The organism is Gordonia jinghuaiqii, from assembly GCF_014041935.1.
Lineage (GTDB): Bacteria > Actinomycetota > Actinomycetes > Mycobacteriales > Mycobacteriaceae > Gordonia > Gordonia jinghuaiqii.
In genome coordinates this window covers 1,733,605-1,750,882 of sequence record NZ_CP059491.1, presented here as the reverse complement: position 1 = coordinate 1,750,882, position 17,278 = coordinate 1,733,605, and the positions used below count along the sequence as shown (strand labels likewise).

General features: G+C 68.7%; 17 protein-coding genes. 10 read left to right on the top strand and 7 right to left on the bottom strand.

Annotated elements, in window-relative coordinates:
- The first annotated feature begins 14 nt into the window (after nucleotides 1-14).
- From H1R19_RS07770 to H1R19_RS07760, 3 genes are all read left to right on the top strand, one after another.
- Nucleotides 15-818 carry an alpha/beta fold hydrolase gene (locus tag H1R19_RS07770; protein ID WP_188329845.1) on the top strand — a complete coding sequence of 268 codons (804 nt, stop codon included), beginning with the start codon at nucleotides 15-17 and terminating at the stop codon, nucleotides 816-818.
- 75 nt (nucleotides 819-893) lie between these two features.
- Nucleotides 894-2,411 (top strand): alpha/beta hydrolase, encoded by a 1,518-nt coding sequence (locus H1R19_RS07765; RefSeq protein WP_219851134.1) that lies wholly within the window; start codon nucleotides 894-896, stop codon nucleotides 2,409-2,411.
- Nucleotides 2,412-2,434: 23 nt separating this feature from the next.
- Nucleotides 2,435-2,899 carry a hypothetical protein gene (locus H1R19_RS07760; RefSeq protein ID WP_188329847.1) on the top strand — a complete coding sequence of 155 codons (465 nt, stop codon included), beginning with the start codon at nucleotides 2,435-2,437 and terminating at the stop codon, nucleotides 2,897-2,899.
- A 10-nt stretch (nucleotides 2,900-2,909) separates the two neighbouring features.
- Here the strand turns inward: H1R19_RS07760 and H1R19_RS07755 are convergent, their stop codons facing one another.
- From H1R19_RS07755 to H1R19_RS07745, 3 genes are all read right to left on the bottom strand, one after another.
- Nucleotides 2,910-3,749 (bottom strand): alpha/beta hydrolase, encoded by an 840-nt coding sequence (locus H1R19_RS07755; protein WP_219851133.1) that lies wholly within the window; start codon nucleotides 3,747-3,749, stop codon nucleotides 2,910-2,912.
- A gap of 162 nt (nucleotides 3,750-3,911) precedes the next feature.
- Nucleotides 3,912-4,301: a DUF948 domain-containing protein gene (locus tag H1R19_RS07750; RefSeq protein WP_188329849.1), complete on the bottom strand. Its 390-nt coding sequence runs from the start codon at nucleotides 4,299-4,301 to the stop codon at nucleotides 3,912-3,914.
- Nucleotides 4,302-4,381: 80 nt separating this feature from the next.
- Nucleotides 4,382-5,311 (bottom strand): LLM class F420-dependent oxidoreductase, encoded by a 930-nt coding sequence (locus tag H1R19_RS07745; protein ID WP_188329850.1) that lies wholly within the window; start codon nucleotides 5,309-5,311, stop codon nucleotides 4,382-4,384.
- Between the two features lie 149 nt (nucleotides 5,312-5,460).
- On the opposite strand from H1R19_RS07745, the gene H1R19_RS07740 reads away from it, so the two are divergent.
- Entirely contained in the window at nucleotides 5,461-5,874 is a 414-nt protein-coding gene (locus H1R19_RS07740; RefSeq protein ID WP_219851132.1) for a hypothetical protein, read from the top strand.
- 79 nt (nucleotides 5,875-5,953) lie between these two features.
- Here the strand turns inward: H1R19_RS07740 and H1R19_RS07735 are convergent, their stop codons facing one another.
- Nucleotides 5,954-6,457: a mycothiol transferase gene (locus H1R19_RS07735; protein WP_188329852.1), complete on the bottom strand. Its 504-nt coding sequence runs from the start codon at nucleotides 6,455-6,457 to the stop codon at nucleotides 5,954-5,956.
- A gap of 150 nt (nucleotides 6,458-6,607) precedes the next feature.
- Here H1R19_RS07735 and H1R19_RS07730 point away from each other — a divergent pair, with 150 nt between their 5' ends.
- The 5 genes from H1R19_RS07730 to H1R19_RS07710 are packed head-to-tail and all read left to right on the top strand — an operon-like array spanning nucleotide 6,608 to nucleotide 12,132.
- Entirely contained in the window at nucleotides 6,608-8,008 is a 1,401-nt protein-coding gene (locus H1R19_RS07730) for an LLM class flavin-dependent oxidoreductase (protein WP_188329942.1), read from the top strand.
- A 30-nt stretch (nucleotides 8,009-8,038) separates the two neighbouring features.
- Entirely contained in the window at nucleotides 8,039-9,094 is a 1,056-nt protein-coding gene (locus H1R19_RS07725) for a methionine ABC transporter ATP-binding protein (protein WP_223205210.1), read from the top strand.
- Entirely contained in the window at nucleotides 9,091-9,798 is a 708-nt protein-coding gene (locus tag H1R19_RS07720; RefSeq protein ID WP_188329853.1) for a methionine ABC transporter permease, read from the top strand. The genes H1R19_RS07725 and H1R19_RS07720 overlap by 4 nt, the downstream gene beginning before the upstream one ends.
- A gap of 33 nt (nucleotides 9,799-9,831) precedes the next feature.
- Nucleotides 9,832-10,770, top strand: a complete 939-nt coding sequence (locus tag H1R19_RS07715; RefSeq protein ID WP_188329854.1) for a MetQ/NlpA family ABC transporter substrate-binding protein — start codon at nucleotides 9,832-9,834, stop codon at nucleotides 10,768-10,770.
- A 27-nt stretch (nucleotides 10,771-10,797) separates the two neighbouring features.
- Nucleotides 10,798-12,132, top strand: coding sequence for a YibE/F family protein (locus H1R19_RS07710; RefSeq protein WP_188329855.1), 1,335 nt, complete (start codon nucleotides 10,798-10,800; stop codon nucleotides 12,130-12,132).
- A 27-nt stretch (nucleotides 12,133-12,159) separates the two neighbouring features.
- Here the strand turns inward: H1R19_RS07710 and H1R19_RS07705 are convergent, their stop codons facing one another.
- From H1R19_RS07705 to H1R19_RS07695, 3 genes are all read right to left on the bottom strand, one after another.
- Entirely contained in the window at nucleotides 12,160-13,005 is an 846-nt protein-coding gene (locus H1R19_RS07705; RefSeq protein ID WP_188329856.1) for a serine hydrolase, read from the bottom strand.
- 183 nt (nucleotides 13,006-13,188) lie between these two features.
- Nucleotides 13,189-14,127: a serine hydrolase gene (locus H1R19_RS07700; protein WP_188329943.1), complete on the bottom strand. Its 939-nt coding sequence runs from the start codon at nucleotides 14,125-14,127 to the stop codon at nucleotides 13,189-13,191.
- 8 nt (nucleotides 14,128-14,135) lie between these two features.
- Entirely contained in the window at nucleotides 14,136-15,842 is a 1,707-nt protein-coding gene (locus H1R19_RS07695) for a serine/threonine-protein kinase (RefSeq protein WP_223205211.1), read from the bottom strand.
- A gap of 192 nt (nucleotides 15,843-16,034) precedes the next feature.
- Here H1R19_RS07695 and H1R19_RS07690 point away from each other — a divergent pair, with 192 nt between their 5' ends.
- The gene (locus H1R19_RS07690) at nucleotides 16,035-17,273 is read left to right on the top strand and encodes a TerD family protein (RefSeq protein ID WP_188329858.1); all 1,239 of its coding nucleotides are present in this window, start codon (nucleotides 16,035-16,037) and stop codon (nucleotides 17,271-17,273) included.
- Nucleotides 17,274-17,278: the final 5 nt, after the last annotated feature.

Here is a 17,278-nt window from a genome sequence, read left to right as displayed (position 1 = left end):
GCTACGATCGGTCCATGCTGATCCCGCTGTCCGGCGACTCCGGTCCCGTCCTCGACGTCGAGGTGATCGGGGACGGTGAACCACTGCTGCTCATCGAGGGCATGTCCGCGCATCGAGGGATGTGGACCGACGAATTCCTCGCCGAGCTCGTCGGCCACTTCTCCGTGGCCGTCTACGACCATCGTGGGATCGGTGACAGCGGTCGTGTGGACGAACCGTTCTCCATCGCCGACCTCGCCGCGGACGCCCGCGGGGTCCTCGACGGGTTGGGTTGGGACAGCGCCCACGTCCTTGGTACCTCGATGGGCGGCATGATCGCGCAGGAGCTGGTGTCGGCGGCACCGGACCGGGTGCGCAGTGTGGTGCTCGGATGCACCACCCCCGGCGGTCCCGGCGCCCTCGGCACGCCCGGCGTCGTCCGACTGGTCGAGGCGATCGCCTCGCGAGATGCCGCACTCGTGGCGCGCACCGCGTTCGAGGTGAACCTCTCACCCGAGTTCTGCTCACGCCCAGGAGAATTCGACCGCTTCGCCCAGCTGTCGACACAGCGTCGGGTGCCGTCGGCGGTGGTCGGCATGCAGGCTACGGCATGCGCCGGTCACGACACGCGCGACCGGCTGGCAGGCATCACCGTCCCCGCCGCGGTCATCCACGGTGAGGTCGACGAGGTCATCTCGGTAGACCAGGGCGAGCTGCTGGCCGCCTCGATCCCGGACGCCGAACTCGACCGATGGCCCGGGGTCGGGCACATGTTCTGGTGGGAACGCCCGGCCGAGACCGCCGAGGTGATCATCCGCACCGCGTCGCGGAGGGCGTAACGCCGGTCCCCTCCCCGAACGACATTCCTGACATCGGCCCCGCATGATCGGGGGGCCGCGTATGTCAGGAGTTCCATGTTGCACCCGCACCGCGATCAGTCCGTCCCCTCAGCCGACACGGGGTCCGCAGGAAAACCGCGCAGACTTTCCCCACGTCATCGGCTGCTGACCGGGATCTCTGTGGTCGCGATCCTCACCCTCGGACTGTTCGGGGCGAGCACCCTGCTCAACTCGTCGAACACGGCGAGCGCATTGCGCGGGCACCCCGAGAAACTGCGGCCGGGCTGCACCTGGGACACATCCGGGAACTTCGTCCAGAACTGCAAGGTGTGGTCGGAGTCGCAGGGACGCGACGTGATCGTCCAGATCCGCGCCTCCAGCGGTAGCGACAGCGGCATCTACCTGCTCGACGGCATGCGCGCGAGCGAGACCCGATCGGCGTGGACCACCGACGTCCAGGCCGCCAAGGTCTACGACGCCAAGGCCGACACCACCCTGGTCATGCCGGTGGGCGGCGCGTCGTCGTTCTACACCGACTGGGACGGCGGGGCCGGCGACAAGAACGCCACGATCAAGCAGGAGACCTTCCTGACCTCCGAGCTGCCCGGATACCTCGAACGCGAGTTCGGCGTCAGCCCCAACAACAATGCGATCGTCGGACTGTCGATGTCAGGTGGGCCGGCCGTGACGCTCGCCGAGCGGCACCCGGAACAGTTCAAGGTGGTCCAGGCGATGTCGGGGTATTACCAGACCGACAACCCGATCGGCGCGCTCGGCGTCTTCGCCACGCAGACGATGGTCTCCAACTACACCAACGGCATCGTCAACATGTGGGGCGCCCCGGGCGGAACCCGCTGGACCGACAACGATCCGTCCAAGAACGTGAGCAAACTGGCCGAGAACGGGCAGGTCCTGATCATCTCCTCGGGCAACGGGTTCCTGTCGACGTCCGAGATGGCCAAACTCGCCCCGAGGGACCAGATCAGCGCGATGGCACTGGAGATCCTGTCCGCCGTGTCGACCGTGCTGATGCAACTTCAGGCGAAACAGGCCGGCGCATCGGTGATCTCGCTGCCCAACTACGGCGGGCACACCTGGGAGAACTGGGGCCGGGCACTCGGCGACGGCAAGGACCACGTGCTGAGCACGCTGCGCAACAACCCGCCGGTGACCGCCAAGACCACGGTTGTCTCCTCGTCGGGAAGCCCCGATCCCGAGGCACCCGCGAAGGTCACACTCGCCGCGAAGCAGGCCGCCGCCGCCTCTCCCGCACTCGACGCCTCGGTGATCGCAGCCGTCGATGCGTCGCTGGCCGCGACCCCCGAGTCGAGCGTGTCGGCCTCGGCGTCGGCCGGGTCCACCGAATCAGCCGGGGCGCCGGGATCGGTCGACGCCTCACCGAGTGGCGCATCCGAGTCCGTACCTGCCCCATCCGAGGCCGCACCGTCCGGGGCCGCCCCTTCCGAAGTCGCCCCCTCCGAAGTCGCTCCGTCCGATCCGTCGGCCGCGGGCCAGGGGACGTCGGCCGCCGCGGTTCCCTCGGTCACCTCACCCTCCGTAGTCGCACCGTCGTCCGTCGCGCCGGTGAGGTAGCCGCCTGCTGTTAGCGTTCAGCAATGGCCGCAGCCGACGTCTCATCGACCGACCTGGACCTGGCCGAGCTGGTCGGGACCGACACCGTGGCCGTGGTGGTCGCCTCCGGGGTGATCCTCCTCTGGGGGCTGGCACTGGGTGTGTGGAAGTACCACGGCATCCGCACCTCGCCCGATCACACCGCGCACGTCTACGTCGACATCGCGCATCGCGCGGCGCTGATGTACTCGTTCGCGACACTCGTCCTCGCGGCCCTCGTCGAGTTGAGCGACTTCTCCGCCGCTGTCAACCTGGCGGCCGCGTTCGTGCCGATCGTGTTCTTCGTCGCCGCGATCGCCGCTTACTGCTTCCACGGGGCCCTGCGTGACACCACGAATCAGTTCGTCGCACCGACACCGGGGACGTACCTGTTCATGGTCGCGCTCATCGTCGGCGAGATCGGCGGCGTGCTGGTCCTGCTGGCCGGGGTCGTGGCGCGTCTGATGTGACCCCGGCGGGTCAGTGCTCCACGGGCGTGTGCGCGCCCAGCCATTCCACGACCTCGTCGAGCACCACGTCACGCTCGGGTTCGTTGAAGATCTCGTGGAACAGGCCGTCGTAGATCACGAGCGTCTTGTCGGTCGAGTCGGCCAGCCGGTCGACGAGTTCGCTGCCCTTCGGATCGGTGAGCGCATCCTCGCTGCCGTGCATCACCAGGATCGGCAGCTGCAGCGACGGCAGACGGGCGGGGAATGTCTGCATCGTGGCGATCATCGCGCCCCCGAGTCCGGCCGGGATCTTGCCACGCGTCACGAGTGGGTCCGCGTCGTACTCGGCGACCACAGCCGGGTCACGGGAGATGCTCGAGGAGCTCAGCGCCGTGGTGGGCAGACCCGGCGCGACAGTCCCGATCACCTTGGCGAAGCGGATCGCCAGGGCGGGCAGGTCGTCGCCGGGCAGGACCGCCGCCCCCGACAGGATGAGTCCGTCGAGGACGTCCTGGTGGTCGAGCGCGTAATCCAGTGCGATGCAACCGCCCATGCTGTGACCGATCAGGAAGGTCGGCAGGGCGTCGTCGGAGACGTGGGCGATCACCGTGTCGAGGTCGGCGGTGAACTCACCGAAACGGCGCAGTCGCATCCGTTTGCCGCCGGAGCGTCCGTGGCCGACATGGTCGGGGATCGCGACCAGGTACCCGGCGTCGACGAGCCGCTGGGCGACGTACCCATATCGGCGCCCGTGTTCGGCGAGTCCGTGCGCGATCACCACGACGCCGCGCGGCGCCTGCTCTGGGCGGAAGACGTCGTAGACGATGGTGTGGCCGTGGGTGCCGCGAAAGCTGTGTTCTTCCGGTGTCATTCCCTGATCTCGTTCGGTGATGTCGGTTCCGGCGCTGCTGGTCAGCGGTCTCTGTTCCGGTGATCTCGCTTGCGGTGATCTCGCTTGCGGTGATCTCGCTTGCGGCGGTTTCTTTTTCGGGGGTGTCGGTGTCGCGGTCGGTGCGGTGGACCGGTGGGCGCCTCAGCGCCAGCCGAGCCTCGCGGCCACCGACTTGCCCGCCGACTCCAGGGCACCGAGGGGCCGGAGCGCGGCCTCCCCCAGCTCGACCAGCGACTCGACGCGGCCGACGACCCGCTCGAGCCGCTGGACCACGTCGGACATGCGGTCGACGGTCGCATCCACCTGGTCCAGGGTGCCCGACATCCGGACGAGCGTCGCGTCGAGCTTCTCGATGGTCGAGTTCAAGCCGTCCATGGTGGGGCCGAGCCCGTTCAGCGTCTCGCCCATGTCGGCGAGAATGCCGTCGAGCTGCTCCACAGTGACATCCGCGTTCATCGCTGCCTGCGCGAGCTTCCTGATGCGCTGACGCTCGGGCGGCCTCGTTGATGTGTGATCGCCTCTGTCGGCCATGCGCTGGATTATGGCCCATCACCGTCGATGCGGGGGCCCGGTCGGGAGATCCGCACCGCGGCGCCGATCCCCCGTGAGCCTCAGGACAGTTGCGGAGCCACCTTCGACGCCACGAGGTCGAGATGATCGAGATCGGAGAGGTCAAGGGTCTGCAGGTACATGCGGGTCACGCCGAGACCGCGATAGCTCTCGATCTTCGCCGCGACCTCGTCCGGAGTGCCGGCCGCACCGTTCTCCCGCAGTTCCTCGGGTTCCCTGCCGATCGCCTCGGCGCGCCGGCGGAACTCGGCCTCGTCTCGACCGCAGCACAATACGAGCGCGGCCGAGTAGGTCATCGACTCCGGTCGGCGTCCCGTCTCGGTGCACGCGGTCCGCACGCGGCCGATGAGGTCGGCGGCGGCGTCGAGCGGCTGGAACACCACGTTGAACTCGTCGGCGAAGCGCGCCGCGAGCGCCGGTGTCCGCTTCTTGCCACTGCCACCCACGATGATCGGCGGCCGGGGGTTCTGCACCGGCTTCGGCAGAGCCGGGGAGTCCGTGAGCTGGAAGTGTTCGCCCTGGTAGTCGAACGTGCTGCCCACCGGCGTCGCCCACAGACCGGTGATGATCTCGAAGCTCTCCTCGAGACGATCGAAGCGTTCCCTCACCGACGGGAACGGTATGCCGTACGCCGTGTGTTCGGCCTCGTACCAGCCCGCCCCGAGACCCAACTCGATCCGTCCGCCGCTCATCTGGTCGACCTGTGCGACCGAGATGGCGAACGGTCCGGGCAGGCGGAAGGTCGCCGAGGACACCAGCGTCCCCAGCCGAATCCTCGAGGTCTCACGAGCCAGGCCGGCCAGGGTGATCCATGCATCGGTCGGTCCGGGCAGCCCGTCGCCGCCCATGCCGCTGAAGTGATCGGAGCGGAAAAAAGCGTCGTAGCCGAGTTCTTCGGTCGCCTTGGCCACCGCGAGAAGATCGTCGTAGGTGGCACCCTGCTGAGGTTCGGTGAAGATTCGCAATTGCACGTTTTCAACCTACGCCGGGCGGGCACCCACCAGATGCGGCGCCGGTCGCCTCGTCGATCACCGAAAATCGATCACCAATCCAGCCCGCGGGTGATTCCGAATCGCTCACCGCCAGACGCAGAACGTCATATCGACAAAGGAGTCTGATCATGAGAACAATTGCGCGAACAGCTCTCGGCTGTGTTGTCGCGGCCGCGGGCGCGGCCGCCGTGTCCCTCGCCGCCGCCCCCTCCGCAGGTGCGGCACCCTCGCTGTGCCCGGCGCTGCCCGGGCAGGCATCCTCCCAGGCCTCGTGCAGCGCCGAATCCGGCCCCACCGGACTGGCGCTCGCCATCACCGACAACGGCGGCAAGGCATCCTCGACCGCCGACAACTATGCGGGTCCGGCCGCCATCGCACTCGGTCCCGGCGCCACCGTCACGATGAACGGCATCCGACCCGGCCTGGCCATCGGCATCGCAGGCCCGGGCGGTGAAGTCGTCGTCGACGGCGAGAACGGACCGACCTGCAAGGGCCCGTCGTTCGCCGGTGACTTCCAGACCTTCAAGGGCTGCATGAACTGATCCGGTGAATGAACTGATTCGCCGCGTGAACTGACACCGGGGCCGTCGCGGCAAGACGATCTCCGACGCGAAGACGGGCTCAGGAGAACAGGCCCCGCAGGTATGCCGCCTGGCCGATGTGCTGGGCGTCGTCGTCGATCACGCTGACCAGCCGCACACCCAGGGTCACCGGCGGATCCCAGTTGTCGTCGACAATCCGGTCGAGATCCGAATCTGTCAGCGCGGCAATGTATTCGACGCTCACCGCGTGGGTCGCGTCGTAATAGTTCCGCAGCAGCGCGGCATCGTCGACGACAACTCGCGCCGCCTCGTCGGCCGAGTGTCCGTACCCGGTGTCGGCCGGGGAGAACGGAAGACCGAATCGGTCCACCCAGCCACCGCCGACCCACACCTCGTCGGTGCCGGCGACATCGGCGACTTGGACATCCTGCACGCGGGTCAGGTGCCACACCAGCCACGCGATGGTGTTGGCACCGGGCCCCGGCGCCCGGTTGAGCACGTCGGCCGAAAGACCGTCGAGCACCGCATGTACGTTCTCGGCGATTCGCCCGAGTCCGTCTGTCAACACATCCGTCGAACGCATGACGTCGACTTTAGTTCGTCGTGGGCGCAACGATGGCGACTCCGAGGATCGATCGGGATCATTCCTCCGGTGTCCGAACCGATTCACCAGGCCGGGAGCCCCGTCCCCGCACCGCCGTCCGCCCGCAAGATCCGTTTCAACGCCTTCGACATGAATTGCGTTGCGCACCAGTCGCCCGGGCTGTGGCGCCACCCCCACGACAGGTCGTGGGACTACAACACCATCGACTACTGGGTCGATCTGGCCCGACTCCTCGAAACCGGTGGTTTCGACGGATTGTTCATCGCCGACGTGCTCGGCACCTATGACGTCTTCGCCGGCAACGACGAGGCGGCGATCCGGCAGGGCGCGCAGATCCCGGTCAACGATCCGCTGCTGCTCGTCTCGGCGATGGCCCACGCCACCGAGCACCTGGGTTTCGGTGTCACCACCGGCACCGGCTTCGAGCATCCTTACCCGTTCGCCCGGCGACTCTCGACCCTCGATCACCTCACCCGCGGTCGCGTCGGATGGAACGTCGTCACCGGTTACCTGCCGGCGGCCGCCCGCAACATGGGCGCCGACGACCAGCTCGAACACGACGACCGCTACGACCAGGCCGACGAGTACCTGACCGTGCTCTACAAGCTCTGGGAAGGTTCGTGGGAGCGTGACGCCGTGCGCCGTGACCGCGACGCCGGTATCTTCGCCGACCCGGCGAAGGTCCACCACATCGGGCATCGCGGCACACACTTCACCGTGCCGGGCATCCATCTCTCCGAGCCGTCGCCGCAGGGCTCGCCGGTCATCTATCAGGCCGGCGCCTCACCGCGCGGCCGGCGGTTCGCCGCGGAGAACGCCGAGGCCATCTTCGTCGCGGCGCCCACCAAGGCGATCCTGCGCGACGTCGTCGGCAAGATCCGGGATGAACTCGTACTCGCCGGACGCGGACCCTACGACGCCAAGATCTACACGCTCCTCACGATCATCACCGACTCGACGCCCGAGGCCGCACGCGCGAAAGCCCAGGACTACCAGTCGTATGCGAGCGATGAGGGCGCGCTGGTGTTCATGTCCGGGTGGATGGGCATCGACCTCGCGAGCTACCGCATCGACGAGCCGATCGGCAACGTGCACAGCAACGCCATCCAGTCGGCGGTGGCCGCCTTCCAGCAGGCCACCGAGAGCGGCGAGGAGTGGCGGGTGCGCGACATCGCCGCCTGGGGCGGCATCGGCGGCATGGGTCCGGTCCTGATCGGCTCGGGCGACGAAGTCGCCGAGGCCCTGCAGGACTGGGTCACCGAGACCGACGTCGACGGCTTCAACGTGGCCTACGCGGTCACCCCGGGCTCCTTCGAGGACATCATCACCCACGTGGTGCCCGCCCTCGAACGCCGAGGACTCTACGACCGCGCCTACGTCCCTGGGACGTTGCGCCACAAGCTCTTCGGCCAGGGAGACCGGCTGCCGGACAACCATCGCGGCTCCACTTACCGTGTCGGCGGGGTCAATTCGACGATCGACGACTCGATCCGCGAACGCAACCGGCTCGCCCCGGCCGGGGTGGAGTGACGGCGCGATGACGACGAGGGGGGACATCCGATGATCGAGGTCGTGGGACTCACCAAGGTGTTCGGGGTCGGCTCGCCCAACCCCACCACCGTGCTCGACGAGGTCGGCTTCAGCGTCGGTGCCGGCGAGATCTTCGCCGTCGTCGGGCCGTCGGGCGCAGGCAAGAGCACGCTCGCACGATGCCTGAACCTCTTGGAGCGGCCGACATCGGGCAAGGTGATCGTCAACGGCGAGGATCTGACCGCGCTCGGCGCCTCGGGGCTGCGCGACGCGCGTCGACGCATCGGCACCGTCTTCCAGTCGGCGAGTCTGCTCTCGCGCCGGACGGCGGCACAGAACGTCGCCCTGCCACTCGAATATCTCGGGGCCACAAAGGCATCCACGCGGTCGAGGGTGGCCGACCTGCTCGACCTCGTCGGGCTGTCGGACAAGGCCGACCTATACCCGCACCAGCTGTCGGGCGGTCAGCGCCAGCGGGTCGGCATCGCCCGGGCACTCGCACTCAAGCCCTCGGTCCTGCTCTCCGACGAGGCGACCTCCGGGCTGGACCCGGCCGCCACCGACACGTTCCTCCGGCTGCTGGCCGAGGTGCGGGACGAACTCGGCCTCGCGGTCGTGTTCATCACTCACGAGATGGACACCATCGTGCGCGTCGCCGACACCGCCGGCCGGCTCGACCAGGGCCGCATCGTCGAACACGGAAAGCTTCAACAGCTGGTCCTCGACCCCGATTCCGTTCTGGGACGGGCACTCCGGCCGCGCGGGCCGGGCGCTCCGGCCGGCGACGAACAGTGCGCGATCTCGGTGGTCTACAACTCGACGACAGTTCCCGCGGACTGGCTCACACGACTCGGCAAGGAGCTCGATCTCGCGATCTCGGTGCTCGGCGCCACCGTCCAGACCATCGACGGAACCGCCTTCGGGGACCTCACGATCTCGGTGCCGGCCGGGCACGCGTCGGCATTCGTCGGCGCCGCAGCCGAACTCGGGCTCGTCGCCCGCCTGACCGCCGACACAACGGTGGACGCCGCCGGCGCTGCGCGGCCCGGGGACCCGGCGGAGAAGGATGCGGGGGTTGCCGCATGAGCACCGTCAACCTGGCCAACATCACGGTGCCGCTCGACGAGATACCCGATCTGCTGCTCCCCGCCGCCATCGACACCGTGCTGATGGTGAGCATCGTGATGGTCATCGTGATGACGGTCGGGGTCCCGCTCGGTGCGCTGATCCACAACCTCGCTCCGGGCGGCCTCTTCGAGAATCGCGCTCTGCACACACCGCTGTCCTGGGTGATCAGCATCGGGCGGTCCCTGCCGTTCCTGGTGCTGATGACCGCGATCATCCCGTTCACGCGGCTGATCACCGGAACCAACATCGGTATCGCGGCGGCGGTGGTCCCGATGTCGATCGCGGGCATCGCGTTCTTCACCCGCATCGTGGAGAACTCGCTGAGGTCGGTCGCGGCGTCGACGATCGACGTGGCCCGCGCCTCCGGTGGGTCCAACGCCCAGGTCATCTGGAAGGCACAGGTTCCCGAGGCGCTGCCGAGCATCGTCGGCGGCCTGACGATCAACACCATCGCGATGATCGAGTACTCCACCATCGCCGGCACGATCGGCGCGGGCGGCCTCGGGTATGTCGCGGTCACCTACGGCTACCAGCGTTTCGACCAGGGCGTCATGGTCGCCACCATCATCGTGCTCATCATCACCGTGGCCCTGATCCAGGTCGCCGGCGACGCACTCGCCCGCAGCCTCAACCCGGTCACCTCCCGGCGCGTCAACCGCTGACGGCCGAATCCACCCGTCTCGAAAGGCACACCCATGTCACAGGACACCGGCTCCACCACCGACTCATCCCCGAAGGGCCTCGAAACCCCTTCTCCGCCCGGCGCTTCGGATATCGAATTGTCGACGCGGCGCCGCTGGCCGCTCATCGTCGGGGCCCTGGTCGTCGTCGCGGTACTGGCCGGTGTCATCGGCTGGCGGTTCTTCGGCTCCGAGGCGTCCTCTCCCAATGAGACCGCGGGTGCGACGCTGACCGTCGTGACCGCCGAGGGCAACGCATCCGAGCAGGCACTGGTCGAGTTCATCGCCACCGAGGTCGCACCGCGCTACGACATCAAAGTCGCTTTCAAGGGACTGTCGGACTCGACGACGCTCAACCGGGCGGTCAGCGACGGGGAGGTCGCCGGCACCGTGTACCAGCACAAGCTGTGGCTCTCGCAGGTCCTGGAGGCCAACCCGGATTTCGCGGAAGAGGCGGCGACCCCGGTCTTCCGGTGGGGCTTCGGCATCTGGTCGGACAGGTACGGCAACGTGGCCGACCTCCCGCAGAACGCCCGTGTCTCGCTGTACTCCGACCCCGCCAACGAGGCGCAGGGCCTGTGGCTGCTGGAACGCGCCGGTCTGATCACGCTGAAGCCGGGCGTCGACAAGTGGAAGGCCACCCAGAAGGACATCGCCGCCAATCCGCGCAACCTGCAGTTCGTGCTCCTCGACTTCGCCGCGCAGTCCCGTTCCCTGGCCGACCTCGACGCGACCGTCGGCTACACCGAGTACTACCTGGCTGCGAACATCCCGATCGAGAAGCAGATCTATGCTCCGCCTGCTCCCGACGAGTTCGCCGGGCAGCTGACCATCGGCTCGGAGTGGAGGGATACCGACAACATCAAGAATCTCGTCGCGGCGTTCAAAGATCCCGCTGTGCAGGAGTTCCTGCGCACCGATCCGCGGGTGAAGGGCATCCTGCTGCCGCTGTGATCGCGGCGGTACACATAGGCTCACCGCGTGAGCAGCACACATCACCGGCACCGACACGCGCATTCGCTGACCGACATCTCCCACACGTTGTCGCCGTTTGCCCGCTGGCTCGTCATCGGCACACTGGCGGTCACCGCCGTCGCGGTCGCCGTCGGGATGGTGGTGTTGTGGCCGTCGGACTCCGAACATCCTGTCCCGACGCAGTTCCGGTCGGCCGACGGCGGGTCGATCCGCACGGTGGACGGCGAGATCGTCGACCAGTTCCACGCGAACTGCCTGAACTCGGTGGCCGGCGCGGCGCTCGAGACCGCCGACATCCCCGTCAACCCGGTGCCCGGCGGCGCCTGCATCCTCAACGCGGTCCGCTTCCAATCCGGCGACCTGGCCGGGCAGTACACCGTCCTCGAGATCCCCACTAACCAGGCCCAGTCCGGTGCCGCCCCGGACTCGCCCGCGCCGGCACCCGGAGCCCTCGACGAGCCGCAGGCCGGCCAGCCCACCCTGCAGGTCGGGGACGGCATCCGGCTGTCCACGGTCCCCGGCCCGGACGGCGACCGCTACACCTTCTTCGATTTCCAGCGCGGCTCGGCGACGCTCGTGTGGGCGATCCTGTTCATCGCGGCGATCGTCCTGGTCGCGGCCTGGCGAGGCTTCCGGTCGATCATCGGCCTGGCGTTCGCCTTCGGCATCCTCATCGTGTTCACCCTGCCGGCGATCCTCGACGGCTCGTCGCCGGTCGCCGTGGCCGTGGTGTCATCGGCTGCGATCCTGTTCGTGGTGCTCTACCTCGCACACGGCGTCAGCCTGCGCACGAGTTCTGCCCTGCTCGGCACCTTGACGTCGCTGCTCATGGCGGGCTTCCTGAGCTGGGCGGCGATCAAGACGATGAACCTCACCGGGTTGTCGGGCGACCAGACCACCAACCTGCAGGTGTACCAGGGCAACATCTCGGTCAGCGGCCTGCTGCTGGCCGGTTTCATCATCGGTACGCTCGGCGTCCTCAACGACGTCACCATCACCCAGGCGTCGGCCGCGTTCGAGCTCGCCGCCGCGGGGGAACCGAGCCGGCTGGCGACGTTCCGGGCGGCCATGCGCGTGGGCCGCGACCACATCGCGAGCACCGTCTACACGCTCGTCTTCGCCTACGCGGGCAGTGCGTTGCCGCTCATGCTGCTGTTCTCGGTGGCCCAGCAGCCACTCGGCGGGCTGCTGACCACCGATGTGGTCGCCGTCGAGCTGGCCCGCTCCTTCGTCGGCGGCATCGCCATCGCGCTGTCGGTTCCGCTGACCACCGCGATCGCCGCGGCACTCACCACCCCGGTCGGAGCGCAGCGCGGGCCGGCGACGCTCGCCACCGCCTGACGCGCACCTCACCGCACACCCTCGCGGTCAGCACCTGCCCTTGGGGAGTTGCGCCAGGTGCTTGCCGAGCCAGTTGCCCATTCGCGTGAGCATCTTGGTGCCGTCGGTGAACGAGCCGTTCCGCGGGATCGCGGCCATCGACACCGCCACCTGCCCGCCGGTGGTGCTGATGATGCCGAGCTGGCGCACGAGGTGTCCTTGCGACTTCGAGGTCGCCGGTCCCCAGCCGCCCTTCACCGCCGTCACCGCGCCCTGGTCGCGACCGACCTTCGCGATGCCCCACTGCTGGTTGGGCGCCACCGCGCTCATCAACCGGATGATCTGTTCGCTGCCGGGAAGGCACGGGAGATGCGCACCGAAGACCGCCTGGTCGCGCAACGCCCACGATGTATACCCCGGATACGACGGCGGATCGTCGACCTCGGACGACACATGCGTCCGCTGATCGTGGCCCTCCCGCAAGACCGTGGTGACGGCCTCGACCGAGGAATGCCCGCCGCCGAGCACACCCCACAGCTCGCCGGCCGCATCGTTGTCGGAGAAGGTGATCGCCCTGTCCTCCATCGTCGCCACCGCCGGACCGCGTTTGCGCTGCGCGGCCAGGGAGACGGGGATCTTCATCGTCGACCACGCCCGGCCCGCCTTCAGCGAGCCCAGCGAGATGACCTCGTCGCTGCCGATCGGGGCGATCGCGATCCCCATCTGCCCGGGCAGCGACTTGCGCATCGACTTCTGTAGCGCCGAGTAGCTCTTGGCCAGCTTCTTGTCGATCGGTTCGGGTGGTGTGAACCACGACGCGAACGGCTCGGGCAGCGGCGGCAGCACCGGTAGCGGGATCGCGGTCGCCGCGCCGCCACCCACCACCACTGACATTGCCAAAGCACATACGACCAGGGCGAACCTTGTCACAACTTTCACAATTTTCTCCTGAGTCACATTAGACACAGAAGACTAATGCCGGCGGCTCCGCCGGGACCAGCACGTATACCCAATCGGAACCTTGCTGCGACCGGTCTCACATCTCCCGACGGCCGGGTCCCGCCCGGTCCGCCGGTGTCACCTCTCCTCCGAGCAGCGTCCGCGCGGCAAGCGGGGCATGTTGGTGTTGAGCCAGTTGGCCACCGCGTTCAGAGCCGCGATCCCGCCACTCATCGAGCCGCCGACGGCACTCATCGCGACCGCGGCGCGGCCGCCGTCCCGAAAGGTGATGAGTCCGATCTGTCGCACGAGGTAACCCTCGGACAGCCCCGGCCCCCAGCCACCTTTGACCGCCGTGGCCCGCGGGGCGGGCATGATCTCGACGCCCCACTGCTGGTTGCCCGCCACCTGCCCCATGAGCGAGAGCACCTGTTGCGTTCCGGACATACAGGGGAGGCGAGCGGTGAACGTCGCCGCATCGGGCAACGCCCACACGGTCTGCCCGAAAATCGTGAATCCCGCCCGGCGCGCGACCGCAGGCACGACCGTCGTCGGGTCACCGCCCTGCCGCAACACTGCGGTCACGGCATCGGCGGCGGCCTGGCCGCCGCCCAGTGAGGACCAGAGTTCTTCGGCGGACCCGTTGTCGGAGTTGATGATCGCGGCATTCGCCGCGGTACTCGGCCCGTTCTGTCGTTGGGCGGCCACGGCCAGCGGAACCTTGATGGTCGACCACGCGACGCGCGGTGTCGGATCGCCGAGCGTCAGCGCCGGGACAGCGGACCCACCCACCGGCGCGATGGCGATGCCGACCGTGAGACCGGTCGACGACGCCACCTCGGCGAAGCCGGCCGCGAGTCCCGCGTACGGATTCGCCGGGGCCGACGTCGATGACGAGGGGCTCGGAGTCATCGGGTAGCCCGTCGCCGACGACCCGGCGGTGACCGTCACCGTCACCGGTGCCACCGGCTGGGGATCCGCTGTCGCACAACCGGCGACGAGAGCCACGACGCAGCCGAGCGCGGCCGGCGACCATCGGTTTCTCCACGCGCCGAGGAATCGCGTGAGGTTGTCCATGACGCCCATCAGTAGATGTGCACTACAGCGTCGTTGCCGCCCCGGCACGCCACGATCGCCCCTTCCGGCACGCAGGTCATCGCGTAGCTCTGCCCGGTGACCGGGCTGTTGGCGATCACCACCCGCGGCGAACGGCCCGACCCGGCGCGCACATACGCGTCACGTACGGAGAACGCGAACGGACAGCTGGTCACCGACGTACCGACACCGACCGTCGCGTCACACGGTGCCGACCCCGGCGGCGGAGCGGCGGGGCCCGCCGGTGACTGCGGCGCGGTGTCGACGGTCGGCGGTGGCTCCACGGTCTCGGTGACCGTCGGCGTCGTCGGGTCGGCGTCGGCCTGATCGGAGGTGCCCTCGCCCGACCCGGCCAGCAGGATGCCGCCGACCACGGCCAGCCCGACCAGCGCGACCGCGATCAACACGACCAGGATCGGCACGGCGGCCGAACGCTTCCGCGGCGGTGGTCGGTACCCGGGTGGATACCCCGGCGGGGACCCGTACTGCGGCGCCCCGTACTGCGGCGCCCCGTACGGCGCCGGTCCCTGGGCCGGCGCGTAACCCTGCGGACCGTACGGTTGCGGCCCGGACATGTTCGGTGGTGCCGAGAACTGTCCCGAGAACTGCTGGGGTCCCGTGAACTGCTGGGGTCCCGTGAACTGCTGGGGCCCCGAGAGCTGTCGTGTCCCCGGGTGGTCCGCCGGCGCGTGCGGCCCGGTCGGGTGACCCACCTGGGTCGGCTCGTAGCCGGGGCCGGCGGGTGCGATGACCGTGTCGGGTGCCTTGACGAGGCTGATCGTGGGGTGCGTCGACGCCGGCTGCTCGACCAGGTTCGGCGTCGCGGAATCGGCGAGGGCACCACCGGCCAGGGCACCACCGGTCAGGGCACCACCGGTCAGGGCGGCCCGCGCGGCACGGGCGAGATCTCGCGCCGTCGCGGGACGTTCGGCGGGGTCGGCGGCGAGCCCGGTACGGATCACCGCATCCATCGCCGCCGGGACATCGGCGTTGACCGCACTCGGCGACGGCGGCGGAGACAGCACGGCGGCCTTGATGGCGGCGCTGACCGTGGTCGCGGGATGCGGCACCCGGCCGGTCAGACACTCGAACAGCACGCAGGCGAGCGCATAGATGTCGCTGGTCGGGCTGACGGTGGCGGCGTCGAACAGTTCCGGCGCCATGTACGCGATCGACCCGACGGCGGTACCCGTCTGGGTGAGGTGGGTGTCCTCGGCGGCATGTGCGATGCCGAAGTCGACGAGGTAGGCGAAGTCGTTGTCGGTGACCAGGATGTTCTCCGGTTTGATGTCGCGGTGCACCAGCCCTTCGGCGTGCGCGGCATCGAGCGCCGCCGCGACCTGCTCGACGATCGAGACCGCACGTTCCGGTGCGAGCTGCGCCTCCCGGACCAGAAGCGCTCGCAGATCCTCACCCGCGACCAGACGCATGTCGATGAACAGCACGCCGTCGATCTCGCCCCAGTCGTGGATGGGGATGACATGGGGCTCCCCCAGGCGTGCCGCGGCGTGCGATTCGCGCCGGAATCGCTCCTGATACATGCCGTCATCCCCCAGCCCGGGGTTGAGCAGCTTGAGTGCGACGACGCGGTCCTTGGTGGTGTCGTACGCGCGGTAGACCTCCCCCATCCCCCCGCGTCCGAGTAGTGCATCGAGGCGGTACGGCCCGAACTGTGTGTTGACCCGACTCCCAGCCATACGCAGGAGCATATGCCCACAATCGGACATCGTCTGTCGGCCGGACGACCACACATCGGCGGTACCCGCACCCGGTGACGGCCGACCGGTCCCGGCCACGCATGACTACGCTGTGCCTCGTGGCCGCGGGCAGTCGCCTGTCACCCGCCGCCGCGGAGTTTCCGCCGAACACCAAGTGAGGAAGGCACCGACATGCCTGCGCTGACCAAGGGCCAGAACGGCCCGCTGTCGACTTCCGACGTCGTCATCTCCGTCGATCTCGCCACCGCCGCCGACATATCGGCGTTGCTGGTGACCGACCGCGGGGTCGTGCGCAGCGACGACGACTTCGTGTTCTACAACCAGCCGACGGGCCCCGGCGTCCGACTGGAGACCGTGCCCGGCGGGCCTGCGCGACTGCATGTCTCGACCGGGCGGATCCCCGCCGACATCGACGCGGTGCGCGCCGTCATCACCCTCGACGACGCGTCGTCGACCTTCGGCCGCTTCGCTCCCCCGGTCGCCCGCGTCAGCGACACGACCGGTCGCGAGCTCTACGAATTCACCGTCGCCGGGCTGTCGAGCGAGTCCGTCGTCATCGCCCTCGAGGTGTACCGCCGCAACGGCGACTGGAAGGTCCGGGCGGTCGGGCAGGGTTACGCGGGCGGTTTCGCCGACCTCGTCCGCGACCACGGGGTCAGTGTCGACGATGAACCCCAGGCCCCCGCCGCAACCGTCCAGCCGACGCCACCGGCGTACTCGAAACCGCAGGCACCCACACCGCCGGCGCCCACACCTGCTCCCACCCCCAGGCCCACACCGGTTCCCGCGTCGGCGCCCACAGCTGCCCCCACACCGCGCGCGACCGAGATCAACCTGAGCAAGGATCGCCCCGTCAGCCTCACCAAGGGGCAGAAGGTCACGCTGCGCAAAGAGGGCGGCGTCGCCCTCACCAACATCCAGATGGGTCTCGGCTGGGACCCGGTCCGCGGCGGCTTCGGCCGTGGCGGGTCGATCGACCTCGACGCGTCGGTGCTGATGTACTCCGGCGGGAAGTGCGTGGAGACCGTCTACTACGGCCACCTCAACAGCAAGGACCGGTCGGTCCTGCACTCCGGTGACAACCTCACCGGCGAGGGTGCGGGTGACGACGAGGTCATCCGCGTTGCGCTGCAATCGGTTCCGCCCCACATCGATGCGCTGATGTTCATCGTCACGTCCTACCGCGGGCACACCTTCGAGAAGATCGAGAACGCCTACTGCCGTCTGGTCGACGAGACCACCTCCGCCGAGCTCGCCCGCTACACCCTCAAGGGCGGCATGCCGTTCACGGCGGTCGCGATGGCGGTCATCAGCCGCGACGGGGCCACCTGGAAACTGCGGGCGATCGGGGACGGTTTCAACGCCAAGACCCCGAAGAAGGCGCAGCCGCACGTGACCCAGTACCTCTGAGGGCG